11 protein-coding genes and 1 pseudogene are annotated in these 15,694 nt (G+C 57.8%); 10 read left to right on the plus strand and 2 right to left on the minus strand.

Features of this window, described 5'->3' with window-relative positions; translation table 11 throughout:
• The first annotated feature begins 217 nt into the window (after nt 1–217).
• Nucleotides 218–277: a protein YpfM gene (ypfM, locus tag EGY08_RS23005; protein WP_100181659.1), complete on the plus strand. Its 60-nt coding sequence runs from the start codon at nt 218–220 to the stop codon at nt 275–277.
• Between the two features lie 137 nt (nt 278–414).
• On the opposite strand, the gene acrD is transcribed toward ypfM, so the two are convergent.
• Nucleotides 415–3,528 carry a multidrug efflux RND transporter permease AcrD gene (acrD, locus tag EGY08_RS23010; protein WP_049115205.1) on the minus strand — a complete coding sequence of 1,038 codons (3,114 nt, stop codon included), beginning with the start codon at nt 3,526–3,528 and terminating at the stop codon, nt 415–417.
• A 381-nt stretch (nt 3,529–3,909) separates the two neighbouring features.
• Here acrD and aegA point away from each other — a divergent pair, with 381 nt between their 5' ends.
• The 3 genes and pseudogenes from aegA (at nt 3,910) to EGY08_RS23025 (ending at nt 7,663) form a co-directional block, all read left to right on the plus strand.
• Nucleotides 3,910–5,874 carry a formate-dependent uric acid utilization protein AegA gene (gene aegA / locus EGY08_RS23015; protein ID WP_123828971.1) on the plus strand — a complete coding sequence of 655 codons (1,965 nt, stop codon included), beginning with the start codon at nt 3,910–3,912 and terminating at the stop codon, nt 5,872–5,874.
• A gap of 58 nt (nt 5,875–5,932) precedes the next feature.
• A pseudogene (nudK, locus tag EGY08_RS23020) lies at nt 5,933–6,530 on the plus strand (GDP-mannose pyrophosphatase NudK).
• 65 nt (nt 6,531–6,595) lie between these two features.
• Nucleotides 6,596–7,663 carry a DUF1176 domain-containing protein gene (locus tag EGY08_RS23025; RefSeq protein WP_123828973.1) on the plus strand — a complete coding sequence of 356 codons (1,068 nt, stop codon included), beginning with the start codon at nt 6,596–6,598 and terminating at the stop codon, nt 7,661–7,663.
• Here the strand turns inward: EGY08_RS23025 and tkt are convergent.
• Nucleotides 7,632–9,626, minus strand: coding sequence for a transketolase (gene tkt, locus EGY08_RS23030; protein ID WP_123828975.1), 1,995 nt, complete (start codon nt 9,624–9,626; stop codon nt 7,632–7,634). The two genes, EGY08_RS23025 and tkt, sit on opposite strands and share 32 nt — an antisense overlap.
• Before the next feature lie 290 nt (nt 9,627–9,916).
• Between tkt and maeB the strand changes: the two genes are divergently transcribed.
• From maeB to pta, 6 genes are all read left to right on the plus strand, one after another.
• Nucleotides 9,917–12,196, plus strand: a complete 2,280-nt coding sequence (gene maeB / locus EGY08_RS23035; RefSeq protein WP_004123427.1) for an NADP-dependent oxaloacetate-decarboxylating malate dehydrogenase — start codon at nt 9,917–9,919, stop codon at nt 12,194–12,196.
• 158 nt (nt 12,197–12,354) lie between these two features.
• On the plus strand, nt 12,355–12,690 hold the full coding sequence (eutS, locus tag EGY08_RS23040) for an ethanolamine utilization microcompartment protein EutS (RefSeq protein WP_004123425.1): 336 nt from the start codon (nt 12,355–12,357) through the stop codon (nt 12,688–12,690).
• 12 nt (nt 12,691–12,702) lie between these two features.
• Entirely contained in the window at nt 12,703–13,182 is a 480-nt protein-coding gene (gene eutP, locus EGY08_RS23045) for an ethanolamine utilization acetate kinase EutP (RefSeq protein ID WP_049112883.1), read from the plus strand.
• Nucleotides 13,160–13,852 (plus strand): ethanolamine utilization acetate kinase EutQ, encoded by a 693-nt coding sequence (gene eutQ / locus EGY08_RS23050; RefSeq protein ID WP_004123422.1) that lies wholly within the window; start codon nt 13,160–13,162, stop codon nt 13,850–13,852. Before eutP ends, eutQ begins: the two co-directional genes overlap by 23 nt.
• Nucleotides 13,849–14,652 carry an ethanolamine utilization cob(I)yrinic acid a,c-diamide adenosyltransferase EutT gene (eutT, locus tag EGY08_RS23055; protein WP_004123421.1) on the plus strand — a complete coding sequence of 268 codons (804 nt, stop codon included), beginning with the start codon at nt 13,849–13,851 and terminating at the stop codon, nt 14,650–14,652. Before eutQ ends, eutT begins: the two co-directional genes overlap by 4 nt.
• Nucleotides 14,649–15,665: a phosphate acetyltransferase gene (gene pta / locus EGY08_RS23060; RefSeq protein WP_004123420.1), complete on the plus strand. Its 1,017-nt coding sequence runs from the start codon at nt 14,649–14,651 to the stop codon at nt 15,663–15,665. The genes eutT and pta overlap by 4 nt, the downstream gene beginning before the upstream one ends.
• Nucleotides 15,666–15,694: the final 29 nt, after the last annotated feature.

Raw genomic sequence — 15,694 nt, forward strand, 5'->3', positions numbered from 1 at the left:
GCGGCAGGGCGGATCCTGGCGCGATAGGCTAATGGACGAATGTTGCTAAATGTTGCTGTTGGTCACATTAAATTGCACGAATTGGGCTCATAGTACTTACGAATGAAAGGGGTATTCAGCAGGGAGGTAATGATAGTCATCAGAGCGATAGCGCAAACCATCTTTAAACCATCAATGAATTTGCATAAAATCACCCATAATAATAAGAGAGGCTATTATGATTGAACATGAACTGGGGAACTGGAAAGACTTTATCGAAGGCATGCTTCGTAAATAGTTTTCCGCAATAAAAGCATGGCGATTCCACAGGCAGAATAATAATGCAGTTGAAGCGACCACATGAAAAAGGCGACCTGTCCGGTCGCCTTTTCTGTTATTTAGCCCCGGCGAAAATATCGTCAGGGCGCGTCCCGATTATTGCGGCCGTTCCTTGAGCGGGAAGCGGCGGCGCACCAGCACGAAGAACAGCGGCACGAAGAAGATAGCCAGCACCGTAGCGGAAATCATACCGCCCATCACCCCGGTGCCGACGGCATGCTGGCTGCCGGAGCCCGCCCCGGTACTGGTGGCCATCGGCAGTACGCCGAAGATAAACGCCAGCGAGGTCATCAGGATCGGCCGCAGACGCTGGCGGCAGGCGGAGAGGGTGGCGGTAAGCAAATCTTCGCCTTTCTGATTCAGCTCATTGGCAAATTCGACAATAAGAATGGCGTTTTTCGCCGACAGACCGATCACCGTCAACAGGCCCACCTGGAAATAGACATCGTTTTCCAGCCCGCGCATCCAGGTCGCCAGCAGTGCGCCGATAACCCCCAGCGGCACCACCAGCATCACCGAGAACGGCACCGACCAGCTTTCGTACAGCGCCGCCAGGCACAGGAACACCACCAGCAGCGAAATGGCGTACAGCGCTGGTGCCTGCGCCCCGGAGAGGCGTTCCTGATAGGACATCGCCGTCCATTCGAGACCAAAGCCGTTCGGCAACTGCTGGGCCAGCTCTTCCATAATCGTCATGGCGGTACCGGTACTGACGCCCGGCGCGGCTTCACCGACGATTTCTACCGCCGAGTAGCCGTTATAGCGCTCCAGACGCGGCGAACCGGTCTCCCAGCGTGAGGTGGCGAAGGCGGAGAAGGGCACCATCGTGCCGCTGCTGTTGCGTACGTACCACAGATTGATATCGTCCGGCAGCATGCGATACGGCGCCGCCGCCTGAACGTAGACCTTCTTCACGCGGCCGCGGTCCATAAAATCGTTGACGTAGCTTGACCCCCACGCGGTCTGCAGCGTGTCGTTGATATCGTCAATAGAGACGCCCAGCGCCTGCGCTTTACGCTGATCGATATCCACCTGCAGCTGCGGGCTATCGTCGAGGCCGTTGTGGCGCACGCGGGTGAGCTGGTTATTTTTAGCGGCCAGCTCCAGCAGGGTATCGCGGGCGGCCATCAGCGCTTCGTGCCCGTTGCCCGCGTGATCTTCCAGTTCCATATCGAAACCGGCGGAGCTGCCCAGACCGCTGATGGCAGGCGGGCTGCTGGCAAAAACGCGGGCTTCTTTAATTTTGTTAAACGCTTTGGTTGCGCGCTCGATGATGGCGAAAGAGGAGCCGGTGGTGGGATCGCGTTGGTCCCAGTCCTTCAGGCGTACGAACATACGCGCCACGTTCTGGCCGTTGCCGCCGGGGCCGGAACCGATGGTCGCAAACACCGATTCAACGTTTTGTTTCTCATTTTTCAGGAAGTAGTCTTCCGCCTGCTGCACCACCTTCAGGGTTTGCTGCTGGGTTGAACCGCTTGGTAGCTGCACCGAGGTGGTAAACATGCCGCGGTCTTCCAGCGGCAGGAACGACGTAGGCAGATGCAGGAACAAAAAGACCATTCCGCCCAGCAGCAGGACGTAGATCATTATCCAGCGCAGCGAGCGATGAAGAATTTTGCCGACTGCGGTTTCGTAGCGGCTGGCGTTACGGTTAAAGGTGCGGTTAAACCAGCCGAAGAAGCCCCGTTGTCCGTGGGTTTCGCCTTTGTGAACCGGTTTTAACAGCGTGGCGCACAGCGCTGGCGTCAGGATCATCGCCACCAGAACCGACAGCACCATCGCCGAGACAATGGTAATAGAGAACTGACGATAGATCGCGCCGGTGGTGCCGCCGAAGAAGGCCATCGGCACAAATACCGCCGATAACACCATGGCGATACCGACCAGCGCGCCCTGGATCTGGCCCATTGATTTTCGCGTCGCTTCACGCGGCGAGAGGCCCTCCTCACTCATGATACGCTCGACGTTCTCCACCACCACGATGGCATCGTCCACCAGCAGGCCTATCGCCAGCACTACTGCGAACATGGTTAAAGTGTTAATGCTGTAGCCGCAGGCGTAGAGGACGGCAAAGGTCCCCATCAGCACTACCGGAACGGCGATCGTGGGAATCAGCGTGGCGCGAAAATTTTGCAGGAACAGATACATCACGAGGAACACCAGCGCGATGGCCTCAAGCAGCGTTTTCACCACGTCGGTAATCGACGCCTTCACGAATGAGGTGGTTTCGTAAGCGACTTTATATTCCAGGCCGTGCGGGAAGTACTGGGAGAGTTCGTTCAGGCGGTCGATCACGCGTTCGGCGGTCGCCATTTCGTTCGCGCCGGACGCCAGTTTTATCCCCAGTCCGGATGCCGCCTGGCGGTTGTAGCGGCTGAGGTAATCGTATTTTTCCGCCCCCATCTCGACGGTGGCGACATCGCCAAGGGTGACCTCCGAACCGTCCTGATTAACCCGCAGGGTAATATCACGGAACTGTTCCGGCGTTTGTAACAGCGATTGTGAATTAATCGTCGCGTTGAGTGCCTGTTTATCCACCGACGGCGTGCCGCCCAGCTGGCCGACGGCGATCTGCGCGTTTTGCGAAGAGATAGCATCAGTGACGTCTTTTGCCGTCATCTGAAAGCTGTTGAGTTTGGCCGGATCGAGCCAGATGCGCATCGAATACTGCGAACCATAGGCGTCAATATCGCCTACGCCGTTGACCCGGCTGAGCGGGTCCTGAATATTACTGGCAACGTAATCGGCTATATCCTGTTTATCCATACTGCCGTCGGTAGAGACGAAGGCGATCGTCAGGATATTGGTATCCCCGGTTTTACGCACCGTTACGCCCTGGTTCTGGACGGCCTGCGGCAGTTTACGCATCGCCGATTGCAGCTGATTCTGCACCTGCTGGACGGCTTCATCCGGATCGGTCCCGGCGGTAAAGCTCAGCGTCACGGTGGCCTGCCCGGTGCCGCTGCTCTGGGATGACATATACATCAGGTTGTCGAGGCCGGTCATATTCTGCTCGATAACCTGAGTGACCGTATTTTCCAGCGTCTGTGCCGAAGCGCCGGGATAGTTCGCTGTGATCCGCACGTTGGGTGGGGCAAGTTCGGGATATTGCTCAACGGGAAGCGACAAAATTGCGAGGGTACCGGTCAGGCATAAAAGGATTGCCAGAACCCACGCAAAAATGGGGCGATCGATAAAAAAATTCGCCATCAGAATTAGGACCTCATTTTGCACATTTTTTTGTTATTGCACAGCCTGTGACACTCTAGCGGCAAGCCCTCAGGCAATCGTGGAGAAAATAAGGAGATAGTGTAATTTATCGTGTGCCTTTTATGGCAGCGTAAAGAATTCTCTTTCTTCCTCTATCTGCTCCTTCCTTTCGGCGCGCCGCCGCGGTGGCGCAAACGTAGCGCATTATTACTTAGCTAAATAAAACGTGATTTCATTTAAGTCAAAAAAATTGATCCACCTCGGGTTATTACCAAAAAATCGGCAACCTGTGCAAATGCACATTGTTCCTGCACCGTTTTGTCGGGTAATAGATAGTCATGCGAATTGAGGGGTTATTCACCACGAAGACTGAAGGATGTCATGAACCACTTTATTTTAAGCGATAGTCATAAGTGCATCGGATGCAAGGCTTGTGAAGTTGCCTGCGTCATGGCGCATAACGATGAGCAGCATGTATTGACCCCGCAGCGTTTTCTGCCGCGTATTACCGTTATCAAGCGCGAGCAAAAACGTAACGCCGTAACCTGCCACCATTGTGAAGGGGCGCCGTGCGCCCGCAGTTGTCCAAATGACGCCATCAGCCAGCTTAACGGCAGCGTCCAGGTGAATCAGGAGAAATGCATCGGCTGTAAATCCTGTATGGTTGCCTGCCCGTTTGGCGTGATGCAGATCGTCCTGACGCCGGTAGAGGAGGGCAGAGTCAAAGCGACGGCGCACAAATGTGATTTGTGCGATGGTCGCGAAGACGGACCCGCCTGCGTGCAAAACTGCCCGGCCGGGGCGCTGGAGCTGGCGACGGACTGTACGCTGATGAATCTGGCGAAACAGCGGCGTCAGCGCGCGGCGCGTCTGGGTCATCCCGGCGCGGCGGTATTGGCGTGTTCCGCCGGAAAAGTCGCGCAGATGGCCGCGACGCCGCCGCGCGGCGAGCCCGACAAACTAACTGCCGAAGCGCGTAAGGCCAATTTTGCCGAAATTTATCTGCCGTTCACTGCCGGACAGGCTAATCGCGAGGCGGAACGCTGCCTGAAGTGCGGCGAACACAGCATTTGTGAATGGACCTGCCCGCTGCACAACCACATTCCACAGTGGATTGAGCGGGTGAAAGAGGGGGATATCGCCGCCGCCGTTGAGCTTTCTCATCAGACCAACTGCCTGCCGGAAATAACCGGCCGAGTCTGCCCGCAGGATCGCTTGTGCGAAGGGGCCTGCACGCTGCGCGATGAGCACGGTTCGGTGACCATCGGCAATATTGAACGCTATATCTCCGACCAGGCGCTGGCCAACGGCTGGCGGCCGAATCTTTCGCAGGTCGTTGAAAGCGGCAAGCGGGTAGCGATTATCGGCGCGGGTCCTGCCGGGCTTGCCTGCGCCGACCGGCTGGTGCGCAACGGCGTGAGTCCGGTGGTCTTTGATCGCCATCCGGAAATCGGCGGCCTGCTGACCTTTGGTATTCCGGCCTTTAAGCTGGATAAATCTCTGCTGGCCCGGCGGCGGGAAATCTTTACCCAGATGGGCGTGCGCTTTGAGCTGAACTGTGAGATAGGCAAAGATATCCCGCTGACGACGCTGCTTGATGACTATGACGCGGTATTTATTGGCGCCGGAACCTATCGCTCGATGAAAGCGGATCTACCGAACGAAGACGCGCCCGGCGTATATGACGCGCTGCCGTTCCTGATCGCCAACACCAAACAGGTGATGGGGCTGCTTGAGCTGCCGGAAGAGCCTTACGTCAACACCGAAGGGCTGAACGTCGTGGTGCTCGGCGGCGGCGATACGGCGATGGACTGCGTGCGTACCGCGCTGCGCCATGGCGCGAAGCAGGTGACCTGCGCCTATCGTCGCGATGAAGCCAACATGCCCGGTTCGAAGAAAGAGGTGAAAAACGCGCGCGAAGAGGGGGCATTATTTGAATTTAACGTCCAGCCGGTGACCTTGGAGCTGAACGAAGAGGGGCATGTCAACGGCGTACGCTTTCTGCGCACCCGGCTTGGCGCGCCTGACGCTCAGGGGCGCCGCAGCCCGTCTCCGATCCCCGGAAGCGAGTTTGTCATGCCCGCCGACGCGGTGATCATGGCCTTTGGTTTCCATCCGCACGGTATGCCGTGGCTGGAATCCGTCGGCGTTAAGCTCGACAGTCGCGGCCGAATTAAGGCCAATGTGGAAAGCCGCTACCGCTATCAGACCACCCATCGCAAAGTATTTGCCGGCGGCGATGCGGTGCGTGGCGCCGATCTGGTAGTGACCGCCATGGCAGAAGGCCGCCACGCGGCGCAGGGGATCATGGACTTCCTCGAGGTTAAATCGATTCCGCTTCACTGACGACAAAGCGGGTTCCGCAGCGTAATATGACATCGTTATTTCACGCTGTGGGGCCCGTATGTCACTCAATATCAACGTTATCAAAGATAAAATCCTCTCCGAAAACTGGTTCGTTTTGCGCAACATGACCTATGAGCTGACGCGCAGCGATGGAAGCGTGGTTCGCCATAAACGTGAAGTCTACGATCGCGGCAACGGCGCTACCATCTTGCTGTATAACCGCCATAAGCAGACCGTCGTGCTGGTTCGCCAGTTCCGCATCGCGACCTGGGTAAACGGCAACGAAGACGGGATGTTGATCGAAACCTGCGCCGGGCTGCTGGACAGCGACGAGCCGGAGGCGTGCGTGCGCAAAGAAGCCATTGAAGAGACTGGCTTCGAAGTCGGTGAAGTGCGCAAACTGTTTGAACTGTTTATGTCGCCCGGCGGCGTCACCGAGCTTATCCATTTCTTTATTGCCGAATATAATGATACTCAGCGGGCCAACGGTGGTGGCGGCGTTGATGATGAAGATATTGAGGTGCTGGAGCTTCCTTATAACCGGGCGCTGGAGATGATGGCGAACGGGGAGATCCGCGATGGCAAAGCGGTGATCCTGCTGCAATATTTGCAAACCTCCGGGCTGATGAACGGGGATCTCTGATAAATCCGATTGAGTAAAACCTCGCCGCTGGTGAACATAGCCGCTGTGTATGGCGTTTTCTCCGGGGTTGTGCCGCTCATGTTGCATCGGGTTATTTTATTTCTGCTTTTCGGTTTACTGCCGACATCGCTGGTGCGGGCGGCGCCGGCGCAACAGCTCTTCAATGACTGGCAGGTAACCTGCAACAATCAGAATTTCTGCGTGGCCCGCAACGTCGGGCTGCATCACGGCCTGGTCATGACCCTCACCCGCAGCGCCGGGGCGGCCACCAGCGCCAGCCTGCGTATTGAGCTCGGCGGCGTGGGCAACCCGGTCGCGGCGCTGGCGCCTATTGCGCCGCGCCTTCGCCTCGATGGTAAACCCCTGTCTTTGGGCGATAAACATTGGCAGATCGCCGACAAACTGCTTAAAACCGACGATAGCGTCACCATTGATGCTTTCCTGCAGCAGGTGCAGGACGCGCAGATGATGACGCTTGAAAATGGCCTACAGAGTATCTCGTTACAGGGGCTGAAAGCCGCTCTGCTGTTTATCGATAACCGGCAGAAGCGCGTGGGTAGCGAAACCGCGTGGGTGGGAAAGGGGGAAGAGCCGCCGCTCAGCGTTCCACCAGCGCCTGCGCTGCGGTCGGTAGCGAGAATCGACGTCGCGCAATCGCCCCTTAGCCGCGATGAACTTAACGATCTCATGGATTACGGCAACGAGCGCATGAACAGCAGCGCCTGTTCGCTGGATCCGTTTCGCCGCGAGGTTCGGGTTGCCGCGCTAACCGACGATAAGGTTTTGCTAATGACCAGCTGCGAAGCGGGCGCCTACAACACCATTTGGCTGGCCTGGCTGGTGTCGCGTCAGCGACCGTATATTGCTCACCCGCTACGGCTTACGCTGCCTTTCCAGCCGCCCGGCGATGTGCCGCGTGACGTAGAGCTGGTGAACGCCCGCTACGACGATCGACGCCAGGAGCTGGTGACGCTGGATAAAGGGCGCGCGCCCGGCGACTGCGGGACGCAAACGCGCTGGCGCTATGACGGCCAGCGCTTTAGCCTGGTACGCTACGCGCAGCAGCCGCAGTGCGATAACTGGCAGGGGCCAGACGCCTGGCCCACGCTATGGGTTACCCGTTCTGTACCTCGTCCCCTACGTTGACGATATGCTCAACGGTGAAGCCGAAGTAAGGGAAAAGTTTATCGGCCGGGGCCGATTCACCGTAGCCGGTCATACCGACAATTTTTCCTTTGAGTCCCACATATTTATACCAGTAGTCGGCGATCCCTGCCTCCACGGCAACGCGGGCGCTGACGTCTGATGGCAGTACGGACTCCCGATAGGCTTCATCCTGGGCATCAAATACGTCGGTCGATGGCAGGGAGACCACGCGCACGTTCACCCCTTTGGCCAGCAGCTTTTCTGCGGCCAGTACGGTGATCTCGACCTCTGAACCGGTGGCTATCAGGATCAGGTCCGGCTTGCCGCCGGCGTCCTTCAGTACGTAGCCGCCGCGGGCGATATTCTGTACCTGTTCCGGCGTGCGCGCCATTTGTGCCAGATTTTGCCTTGAGAGAATTAGCGCCGTCGGCCCGCTATGACGCTCTACCGCCAGTTTCCACGCCACCGCGGCCTCGACCTGATCGCATGGTCGCCAGGTGCTGAAGTTTGGCGTCAGGCGCAGGCTGGCCAGCTGTTCTACCGCCTGGTGCGTCGGACCATCTTCGCCGAGACCGATGGAGTCGTGGGTATAGACCATGATTTGCCGCGCTTTCATCAACGCCGCCATACGCGCCGCGTTGCGGGCATATTCGACGAACATCAGGAAGGTGGCAGTATAAGGTAGAAACCCGCCGTGGTGGGCGATGCCGTTGGCGATGGCCGTCATCCCGAATTCACGTACGCCGTAGTGAATATAGTTGCCCGCCGGATCTTCTTTCAGCGAAGTCGAACCTTTCCAGATAGTCAGGTTACTTGGCGCGAGGTCAGCGGAGCCGCCCAACAGTTCTGGTAGATGCGGGCCGTAGGCATCAAGGGCGTTTTGCGAAGCCTTACGCGTGGCGATTTTCGCCGGGTTGGCCTGCAGCTCAGCGATATATTTCCGCGTTGTTTCATCCCACGACTCAGGCAGTCCGCCGCTCATGCGCCGCGTAAACTCAGCTGCCAGCTGAGGATGGACCTGCTGATAGGCGGCAAACTTCTCCTCCCAGCTTTTCTGCGCTTTTTGTCCCTTTTCACGCGCGTCCCAGGCGCGGTAGATCTCTTTCGGGATCTCAAACGCCGGATGATGCCAGCCCAGCTGCTGGCGCGCCAGCGCCACTTCCTGTTCGCCCAGCGCGGCGCCGTGGGCCTCTTCTTTCCCGGCTTTATTCGGTGAACCAAAACCTATTACCGTACGGCAGATAATCAGCGAAGGTTTATCCTTCACGCTCTGGGCTTCCAGAATCGCTTTCTTCACGGCTTCGGGATCGTGGCCGTCAATTTCATGAACCACATGCCAGTGATAGGCCTCGAAGCGTTTTGCCGTGTCATCGGTAAACCAGCCTTTGGTTTCGCCATCAATGGAAATACCGTTGTGGTCGTAGAAGCCGATGAGCTTACCCAGTCCTAACGTACCCGCCAGAGAGCAGACTTCGTGAGAAATCCCCTCCATCAGACAGCCATCGCCCATAAACACGTAGGTAAAGTGATCGACGATCTCATGGTCTGGCTGATTAAACTGCGCCGCCAGCGTACGCTCGGCGATAGCCAGCCCCACCGCGTTCGCCAGCCCTTGCCCCAGCGGCCCGGTGGTGGTTTCAACCCCCGGGGTATAGCCGATTTCCGGGTGCCCCGGCGTTTTGGAATGCAACTGACGGAAGTTTTTTATCTCTTCGATGGGCAAGTCATAGCCCGTCAGATGCAGCAGGCTGTAGAGCAGCATCGACGCGTGGCCGTTGGAGAGAATAAAGCGGTCGCGATCGTACCATTGCGGGTTTTCAGGATTGTGCTTAAGGAAATCGTTCCACAGCACCTCTGCGATATCGGCCATGCCCATCGGCGCGCCGGGGTGGCCGGAGTTGGCTTTCTGGACTGCATCCATACTCAGGGCGCGGATGGCGTTAGCGAGTTCTCTACGGGACATAATGTGCTCCTGAAACAATAGGTTGCATGAGTTTTTATTGGTTTAGGATAGAGAGGATGATGAGTTGCATAACTAAAAAGCATAGCAGACGGGGCTATCATTGCTTCTGAAACTAAGTTACATAAACATTATAAATCGATAACAAATATAACTTTGTTATGGCGAGAGTTTGGCGGTGTTCAAAGTTTACGAAGCCGTCAGGCGAGATACTAGGTGACCCTTTAGGGTGAACACCAGGTAGGCCATTACGCTTCACCCCCCTACGATCGATACGTGAAAGGAACGATAAAATGGATGAGCAGTTAAAACAAAGCGCCCTTGATTTCCACGAATTCCCGGTCCCCGGAAAAATCCAGGTCTCCCCGACAAAACCGCTGGCAACCCAACGCGATCTGGCCCTGGCCTACTCGCCGGGCGTCGCCGCGCCCTGTCTGGAAATCGAGAAGGACCCGCTGGCAGCCTATAAATATACCGCGCGCGGCAACCTTGTGGCGGTGGTCTCCAACGGCACGGCCGTACTGGGGCTGGGCAACATCGGCGCGCTGGCCGGTAAGCCGGTGATGGAAGGCAAAGGCGTTCTGTTTAAAAAGTTCGCCGGCATCGATGTGTTCGATATTGAAGTCGATGAGCTGGACCCGGACAAATTTATCAACGTCGTCGCGGCGCTGGAACCGACCTTCGGCGGTATTAACCTCGAAGATATCAAAGCGCCGGAGTGCTTCTACATCGAGCAAAAGCTGCGCGAGCGCATGAATATTCCGGTCTTCCATGACGATCAGCACGGGACGGCGATTATCAGTACCGCGGCGATTCTCAACGGACTGCGGGTGGTGGAGAAAAACATTTCCGACGTGCGGATGGTGGTCTCCGGCGCGGGCGCAGCGGCGATCGCCTGTATGAACCTGCTGGTGGCACTGGGAATGCAGAAACACAACATCGTGGTCTGCGACTCGAAAGGCGTTATCTATAAGGGCCGTGAGCCGAATATGGCGGAAACCAAAGCGGCCTATGCGGTAGAAGACAGCGGCAAACGCACGCTGGATGACGTGATTGACGGGGCGGACATTTTCCTCGGCTGCTCCGGTCCGAAAGTGCTGACTCAGGAGATGGTGAAGAAAATGGCCCGCGCGCCGATGATTCTGGCGCTGGCCAACCCGGAGCCGGAAATTCTGCCGCCGCTGGCGAAAGAGGTACGCTCCGATGCGATTATCTGTACCGGCCGCTCTGACTATCCGAACCAGGTAAACAACGTTCTGTGTTTCCCGTTCATCTTCCGCGGGGCGCTGGACGTCGGCGCAACGGCGATTAACGAAGAGATGAAGCTGGCGGCGGTACACGCGATTGCCGAGCTGGCGCACGCCGAACAGAGCGAAGTGGTGGCCTCCGCCTACGGCGATCAGGATCTGAGCTTCGGCGCGGAATATATCATTCCGAAACCGTTCGACCCGCGGCTGATCGTTAAGATCGCCCCAGCGGTGGCGAAAGCGGCGATGGACTCCGGCGTGGCGACTCGCCCGATCGCCGATTTTGATGCCTACATTGAGAAGCTCAGCGAGTTCGTCTACAAAACGAACCTGTTTATGAAGCCGATTTTCTCCCAGGCGCGCAAAGAGCCGAAGCGGGTGGTACTGGCGGAAGGCGAAGATACCCGCGTCCTGCATGCGACTCAGGAGCTGGTCTCTCTTGGGCTGGCGAAACCGATCCTGATCGGCCGCCCGGGCGTGATTGAGATGCGAATCCAGAAGCTGGGGCTGCAGATTAAAGCCGGGATTGATTTTGAGATCGTGAATAACGAATCCGACCCGCGCTTTAAAGAATACTGGAACGAATATTACAGCCTGATGAAGCGCCGCGGGATCACTCAGGAGCAGGCGCAGCGGGCGGTGATCAGCAACACCACGGTGATCGGCGCGATCATGGTGCAGCGCGGCGAAGCCGATGCGATGATCTGCGGCACCATCGGCGACTATCACGAGCACTACAGCGTCATACAGCCGCTGTTCGGCTACCGCGATGGGGTCCATGCGGCCGGGGCGATGAACGCGCTGCTGCTGCCGAGCGGCAACACCTTTATCGCCGACACTTATGTCAATCACGATCCGTCGCCGGAGCAAATTGCCGAAATCACCCTGATGGCGGCGGAAACGGTTCGTCGTTTCGGTATTGAACCGCGGGTGGCGCTGCTGTCGCACTCGAACTTCGGCTCCTCGGACTGCCCGTCCGCCAGCAAAATGCGCCATGCGCTGGAGCTGGTGAAGGCGCAGGCGCCGGAGCTGATGATCGATGGCGAAATGCACGGTGATGCCGCGCTGGTGGAAAGCATTCGTAATGAGCGGATGCCGGACAGCCCGCTGAAAGGTTCGGCCAATATTCTGGTGATGCCGAATATGGAAGCCGCGCGTATTAGTTACAACTTACTTCGCGTTTCCAGCTCCGAAGGCGTCACCGTCGGACCGGTGCTGATGGGCGTCGCGAAGCCGGTGCATATCCTGACGCCAATTGCTTCGGTACGACGTATCGTGAATATGGTCGCGCTGGCGGTTGTTGAAGCGCAAACTCAGCCGCTGTAATTTAATTTAATTATTTCAGGCGCGGGAATTCTCCCGCGCTTTTTTATTTCTGTTTATAAGTGATCTATCTCACCTTTCAAATCAACTTGCCGAATTTTGTTATTTACTCCAGCGGAAACTTGTCACGATAAGCGCAAGTTTTAGCGGAGCGGTGAGCCATGGATAAAGAACGCATCATTCAGGAATTTGTACCCGGCAAGCAGGTTACGCTGGCGCATCTGATTGCGCATCCGGGGGCGGAACTGGCGAAAAAGATCGGCGTTCCCGAATCCGGCGCTATCGGCATTATGACCTTAACCCCTGGAGAAACTGCCATGATCGCCGGTGATTTAGCGATGAAGGCCGCCGATGTGCATATCGGTTTTCTCGACCGGTTTAGCGGCGCGCTGGTGATTTACGGCTCGGTTGGCGCGGTTGAAGAGGCGCTGCTGCAGACGGTAAGCGGGCTCGGTCGATTATTAAATTACACCCTCTGCGAGTTAACCAAAAGCTAATTAGAGGCGGCGATGAAACGTATTGCATTTGTCGGTACGGTGGGCGCGGGAAAAACAACGCTTTTTAATGCGCTGCAGGGAAATTATTCCCTCGCGAGAAAAACGCAGGCCGTGGAATTTAATGAAGATGGTGACATCGACACCCCGGGAGAATATTTCAGCCATCCGCGCTGGTACCACGCATTAATTACCACGCTGCAGGATGTCGATACGCTGATTTATGTCCACGCGGCCAACGATACCGAAAGTCGCTTACCCGCCGGGCTACTGGATATTGGCGCGAATAAACGACATATCGCCGCGATTAGTAAAACGGATGTGCCGGACGCCGACGTCGCCGCGGTGCGGCAACTGCTGTACGAGATGGGGTTTCAGGAACCGATTTTCGAACTCAACGGTCACGACCCGCAAAGCGTAAAGCATCTGGTGAATTACCTGAGTGAGCTCAGCCAAAAGGAGGAAGGGGCAGGTGAAGAAACTTATCACAGCTAACGATATTCGTGCGGCCCACGCACGAGGCGAAGCGGAAATATCGGTTGTGCTGCGCGCCAGCATCATCACCCCGGAAGCCCGCGAAGTCGCGGAGCTGCTGGGCGTCGCCATCCACGAGTGCGATGAATCTGCGCCAGAGCCTGCGGCACCGGCGGCAGAGGATAAAACCGAAAGCCAGCGCATTCGCGAAACCATTATCGCGCAGCTGCCGGAAGGGCAGTTTACCGAAAGCCTGGTGGCGCAGCTGATGGAAAAAGTGATGAAGGAGAAGCAGTCGCTGGGGATGGACGCGATGCAGCCCAGCTTTAAGGCGGTCACCGGTAAAGGCGGTGTAAAAGTTATTGACGGCGGCAGCGTGAAGTTCGGCCGCTTCGACGGCGCGGAGCCGCACCGGGTCGGCCTGACGGATTTAATTACCGAGCAGGACGGCAGCAGCATGGCCGCCGGGTTTATGCAGTGGGAAAACGCTTTTTTCCCGTGGACGCTGAACTATGACGAGGTCGATATGGTGCTGGAGGGCGAACTCCACGTGCGCCATGAAGGCGAAACCATGGTGGCCAGGGCCGGGGACGTGATGTTTATCCCGAAAGGCTCCAGCATTGAATTCGGTACGCCGTCGACGGTGCGTTTTCTGTACGTCGCCTGGCCTGCGAACTGGCAATCGCTATGAAAGATTTCATCACCGAAGCCTGGCTCAGAGCGAATCATACGCTCAGCGAAGGGGCAGAAATTCATCTGCCCGCCGACGCCCGCCTGACGCCATCGGCCCGGGAGCTGCTGGAAAGCCGCCGTTTGCGCATCAAGTTTATCGACGAGCAGGGCAGCCTGTTCGTTGATGACGAAGCGCAGCAGCCGCAGCCGGTGCACGGTTTGACCAGCAGCGACACGCACCCGCAGGCCTGTTGCGAACTGTGCCGTCAGCCGGTGAAGAAAAAGCCGGACACCCTGACCCATCTGACGGCCGACAAAATGGTCGCCAAAAGCGACCCGCGGCTGGGTTTTCGCGCCGCCCTCGACGCCAGCATCGCCCTGGCAGTATGGCTACAAATTGAACTGGCGGAGCCCTGGCAGCCGTGGCTGGCGGATATCCGTTCGCGCCTCGGCAACATTATGCGCGCCGACGCCCTGGACGAACCGCTGGCGGCACAGTCCATCGTCGGGCTGAACGAGGATGAACTGCATCAGCTTTCCCACCAGCCGCTGCGCTATCTCGACCACGATCATCTGGTGCCGGAAGCCAGTCACGGCCGCGATGCCGCGCTGCTCAATCTGCTGCGCTGCAAAATTCGTGAAACGGAAACGGTCGCCGCGCAGGTCTTTATTACCCGCAGTTTTGAGGTATTGCGCCCGGACCTTCTGCAGGCGCTGAACCGCCTCTCCAGCACCGTCTACGTGATGATGATTTTAAGCGTTGCCAGGCATCCGCTGACCGTCAGCCAAATCCAACAGCGTCTGGGAGGGGAGCAATGATTATTGAACGCGCCCGTCAGCTCGCTTTGCGTTCGCCCGCCCGGGTGGTGTTTCCGGACGCGCTGGATATTCGCGTCCTCAAAGCGGCGCACTACCTCCAGCAGCAGGGGCTGGCAAAGCCGATTTTGATCGCCAGCCCTTTCGCCCTGCGCCAGTTCGCCCTAAGCCACCGCCTGCCGATGGACGGTATGCAGATCGTCGACCCGCTCAGCAACCGGCAAATACGCGCAGCGTTTGCCCGGCGCTGGCTGGACCGCGCCGGGCAAAAAACGCCGCCGGACGCCGAGGAAAAACTCAACGACCCGCTGATGTTCGCCGCCGCCATGGTCGGCGCCGGTCAGGCCGACGTATGTATTGCCGGCAATCTCTCCTCGACGGCGAATGTGCTGCGCGCCGGATTACGCATTATTGGCCTTCAGCCTGGCTGTAAAACGCTGTCGTCGATTTTTCTGATGCTTCCGCAGTACGCCGGACCGGCATTAGGGTTCGCCGACTGCAGCGTAGTGCCGCAGCCGACGGCGGCGCAGCTGGCGGATATCGCCATCGCCAGCGCGGAGACATGGCAGGCCATCACCGGCGAAGAGCCGCGGGTGGCGATGTTGTCGTTTTCCAGCAACGGCAGTGCCCGTCATCCCAACGTCGCCAACGTACAGCAGGCCACCGGGATCGTACGCCAGCGCGCCCCGCAGCTGATGGTTGATGGCGAACTGCAGTTTGACGCCGCCTTCGTACCGGAGGTCGCCGTGCAAAAAGCGCCCGCCAGTCCGCTACAGGGCCGGGCCAACGTGATGGTTTTTCCCTCGTTGGAGGCGGGCAACATTGGCTACAAAATCGCCCAGCGCCTGGGCGGCTACCGCGCGGTCGGGCCGCTGATTCAAGGACTTGCCGCGCCGCTTCACGACCTCTCTCGAGGCTGTAGCGTGCAGGAAATTATCGAACTGGCGTTAGTGGCAGCCGTGCCGCGCCAGACTGACGCGAGCCGGGTAAACCACTCGCAAACACTGGTTGTATAAACGGTCCCGTTCTGGACCCCATGAGAGGA

The sequence above is a fragment of the Klebsiella sp. FDAARGOS_511 genome (genome assembly GCF_003812845.1).
In the GTDB taxonomy this organism is placed as follows: domain Bacteria; phylum Pseudomonadota; class Gammaproteobacteria; order Enterobacterales; family Enterobacteriaceae; genus Klebsiella; species Klebsiella grimontii.

Coding starts and splice junctions, on each gene's coding strand:
- aegA (WP_123828971.1), top strand. CDS start 3,910: ATGAACCACTTTATTTTAAGCGATAGTCATAAGTGCATCGGATGCAAG.
- maeB (WP_004123427.1), top strand. CDS start 9,917: ATGGATGAGCAGTTAAAACAAAGCGCCCTTGATTTCCACGAATTCCCG.
- EGY08_RS23025 (WP_123828973.1), top strand. CDS start 6,596: ATGTTGCATCGGGTTATTTTATTTCTGCTTTTCGGTTTACTGCCGACA.
- eutT (WP_004123421.1), top strand. CDS start 13,849: ATGAAAGATTTCATCACCGAAGCCTGGCTCAGAGCGAATCATACGCTC.
- acrD (WP_049115205.1), bottom strand. CDS start 3,528: ATGGCGAATTTTTTTATCGATCGCCCCATTTTTGCGTGGGTTCTGGCA.
- eutS (WP_004123425.1), top strand. CDS start 12,355: ATGGATAAAGAACGCATCATTCAGGAATTTGTACCCGGCAAGCAGGTT.
- eutP (WP_049112883.1), top strand. CDS start 12,703: ATGAAACGTATTGCATTTGTCGGTACGGTGGGCGCGGGAAAAACAACG.
- tkt (WP_123828975.1), bottom strand. CDS start 9,626: ATGTCCCGTAGAGAACTCGCTAACGCCATCCGCGCCCTGAGTATGGAT.
- pta (WP_004123420.1), top strand. CDS start 14,649: ATGATTATTGAACGCGCCCGTCAGCTCGCTTTGCGTTCGCCCGCCCGG.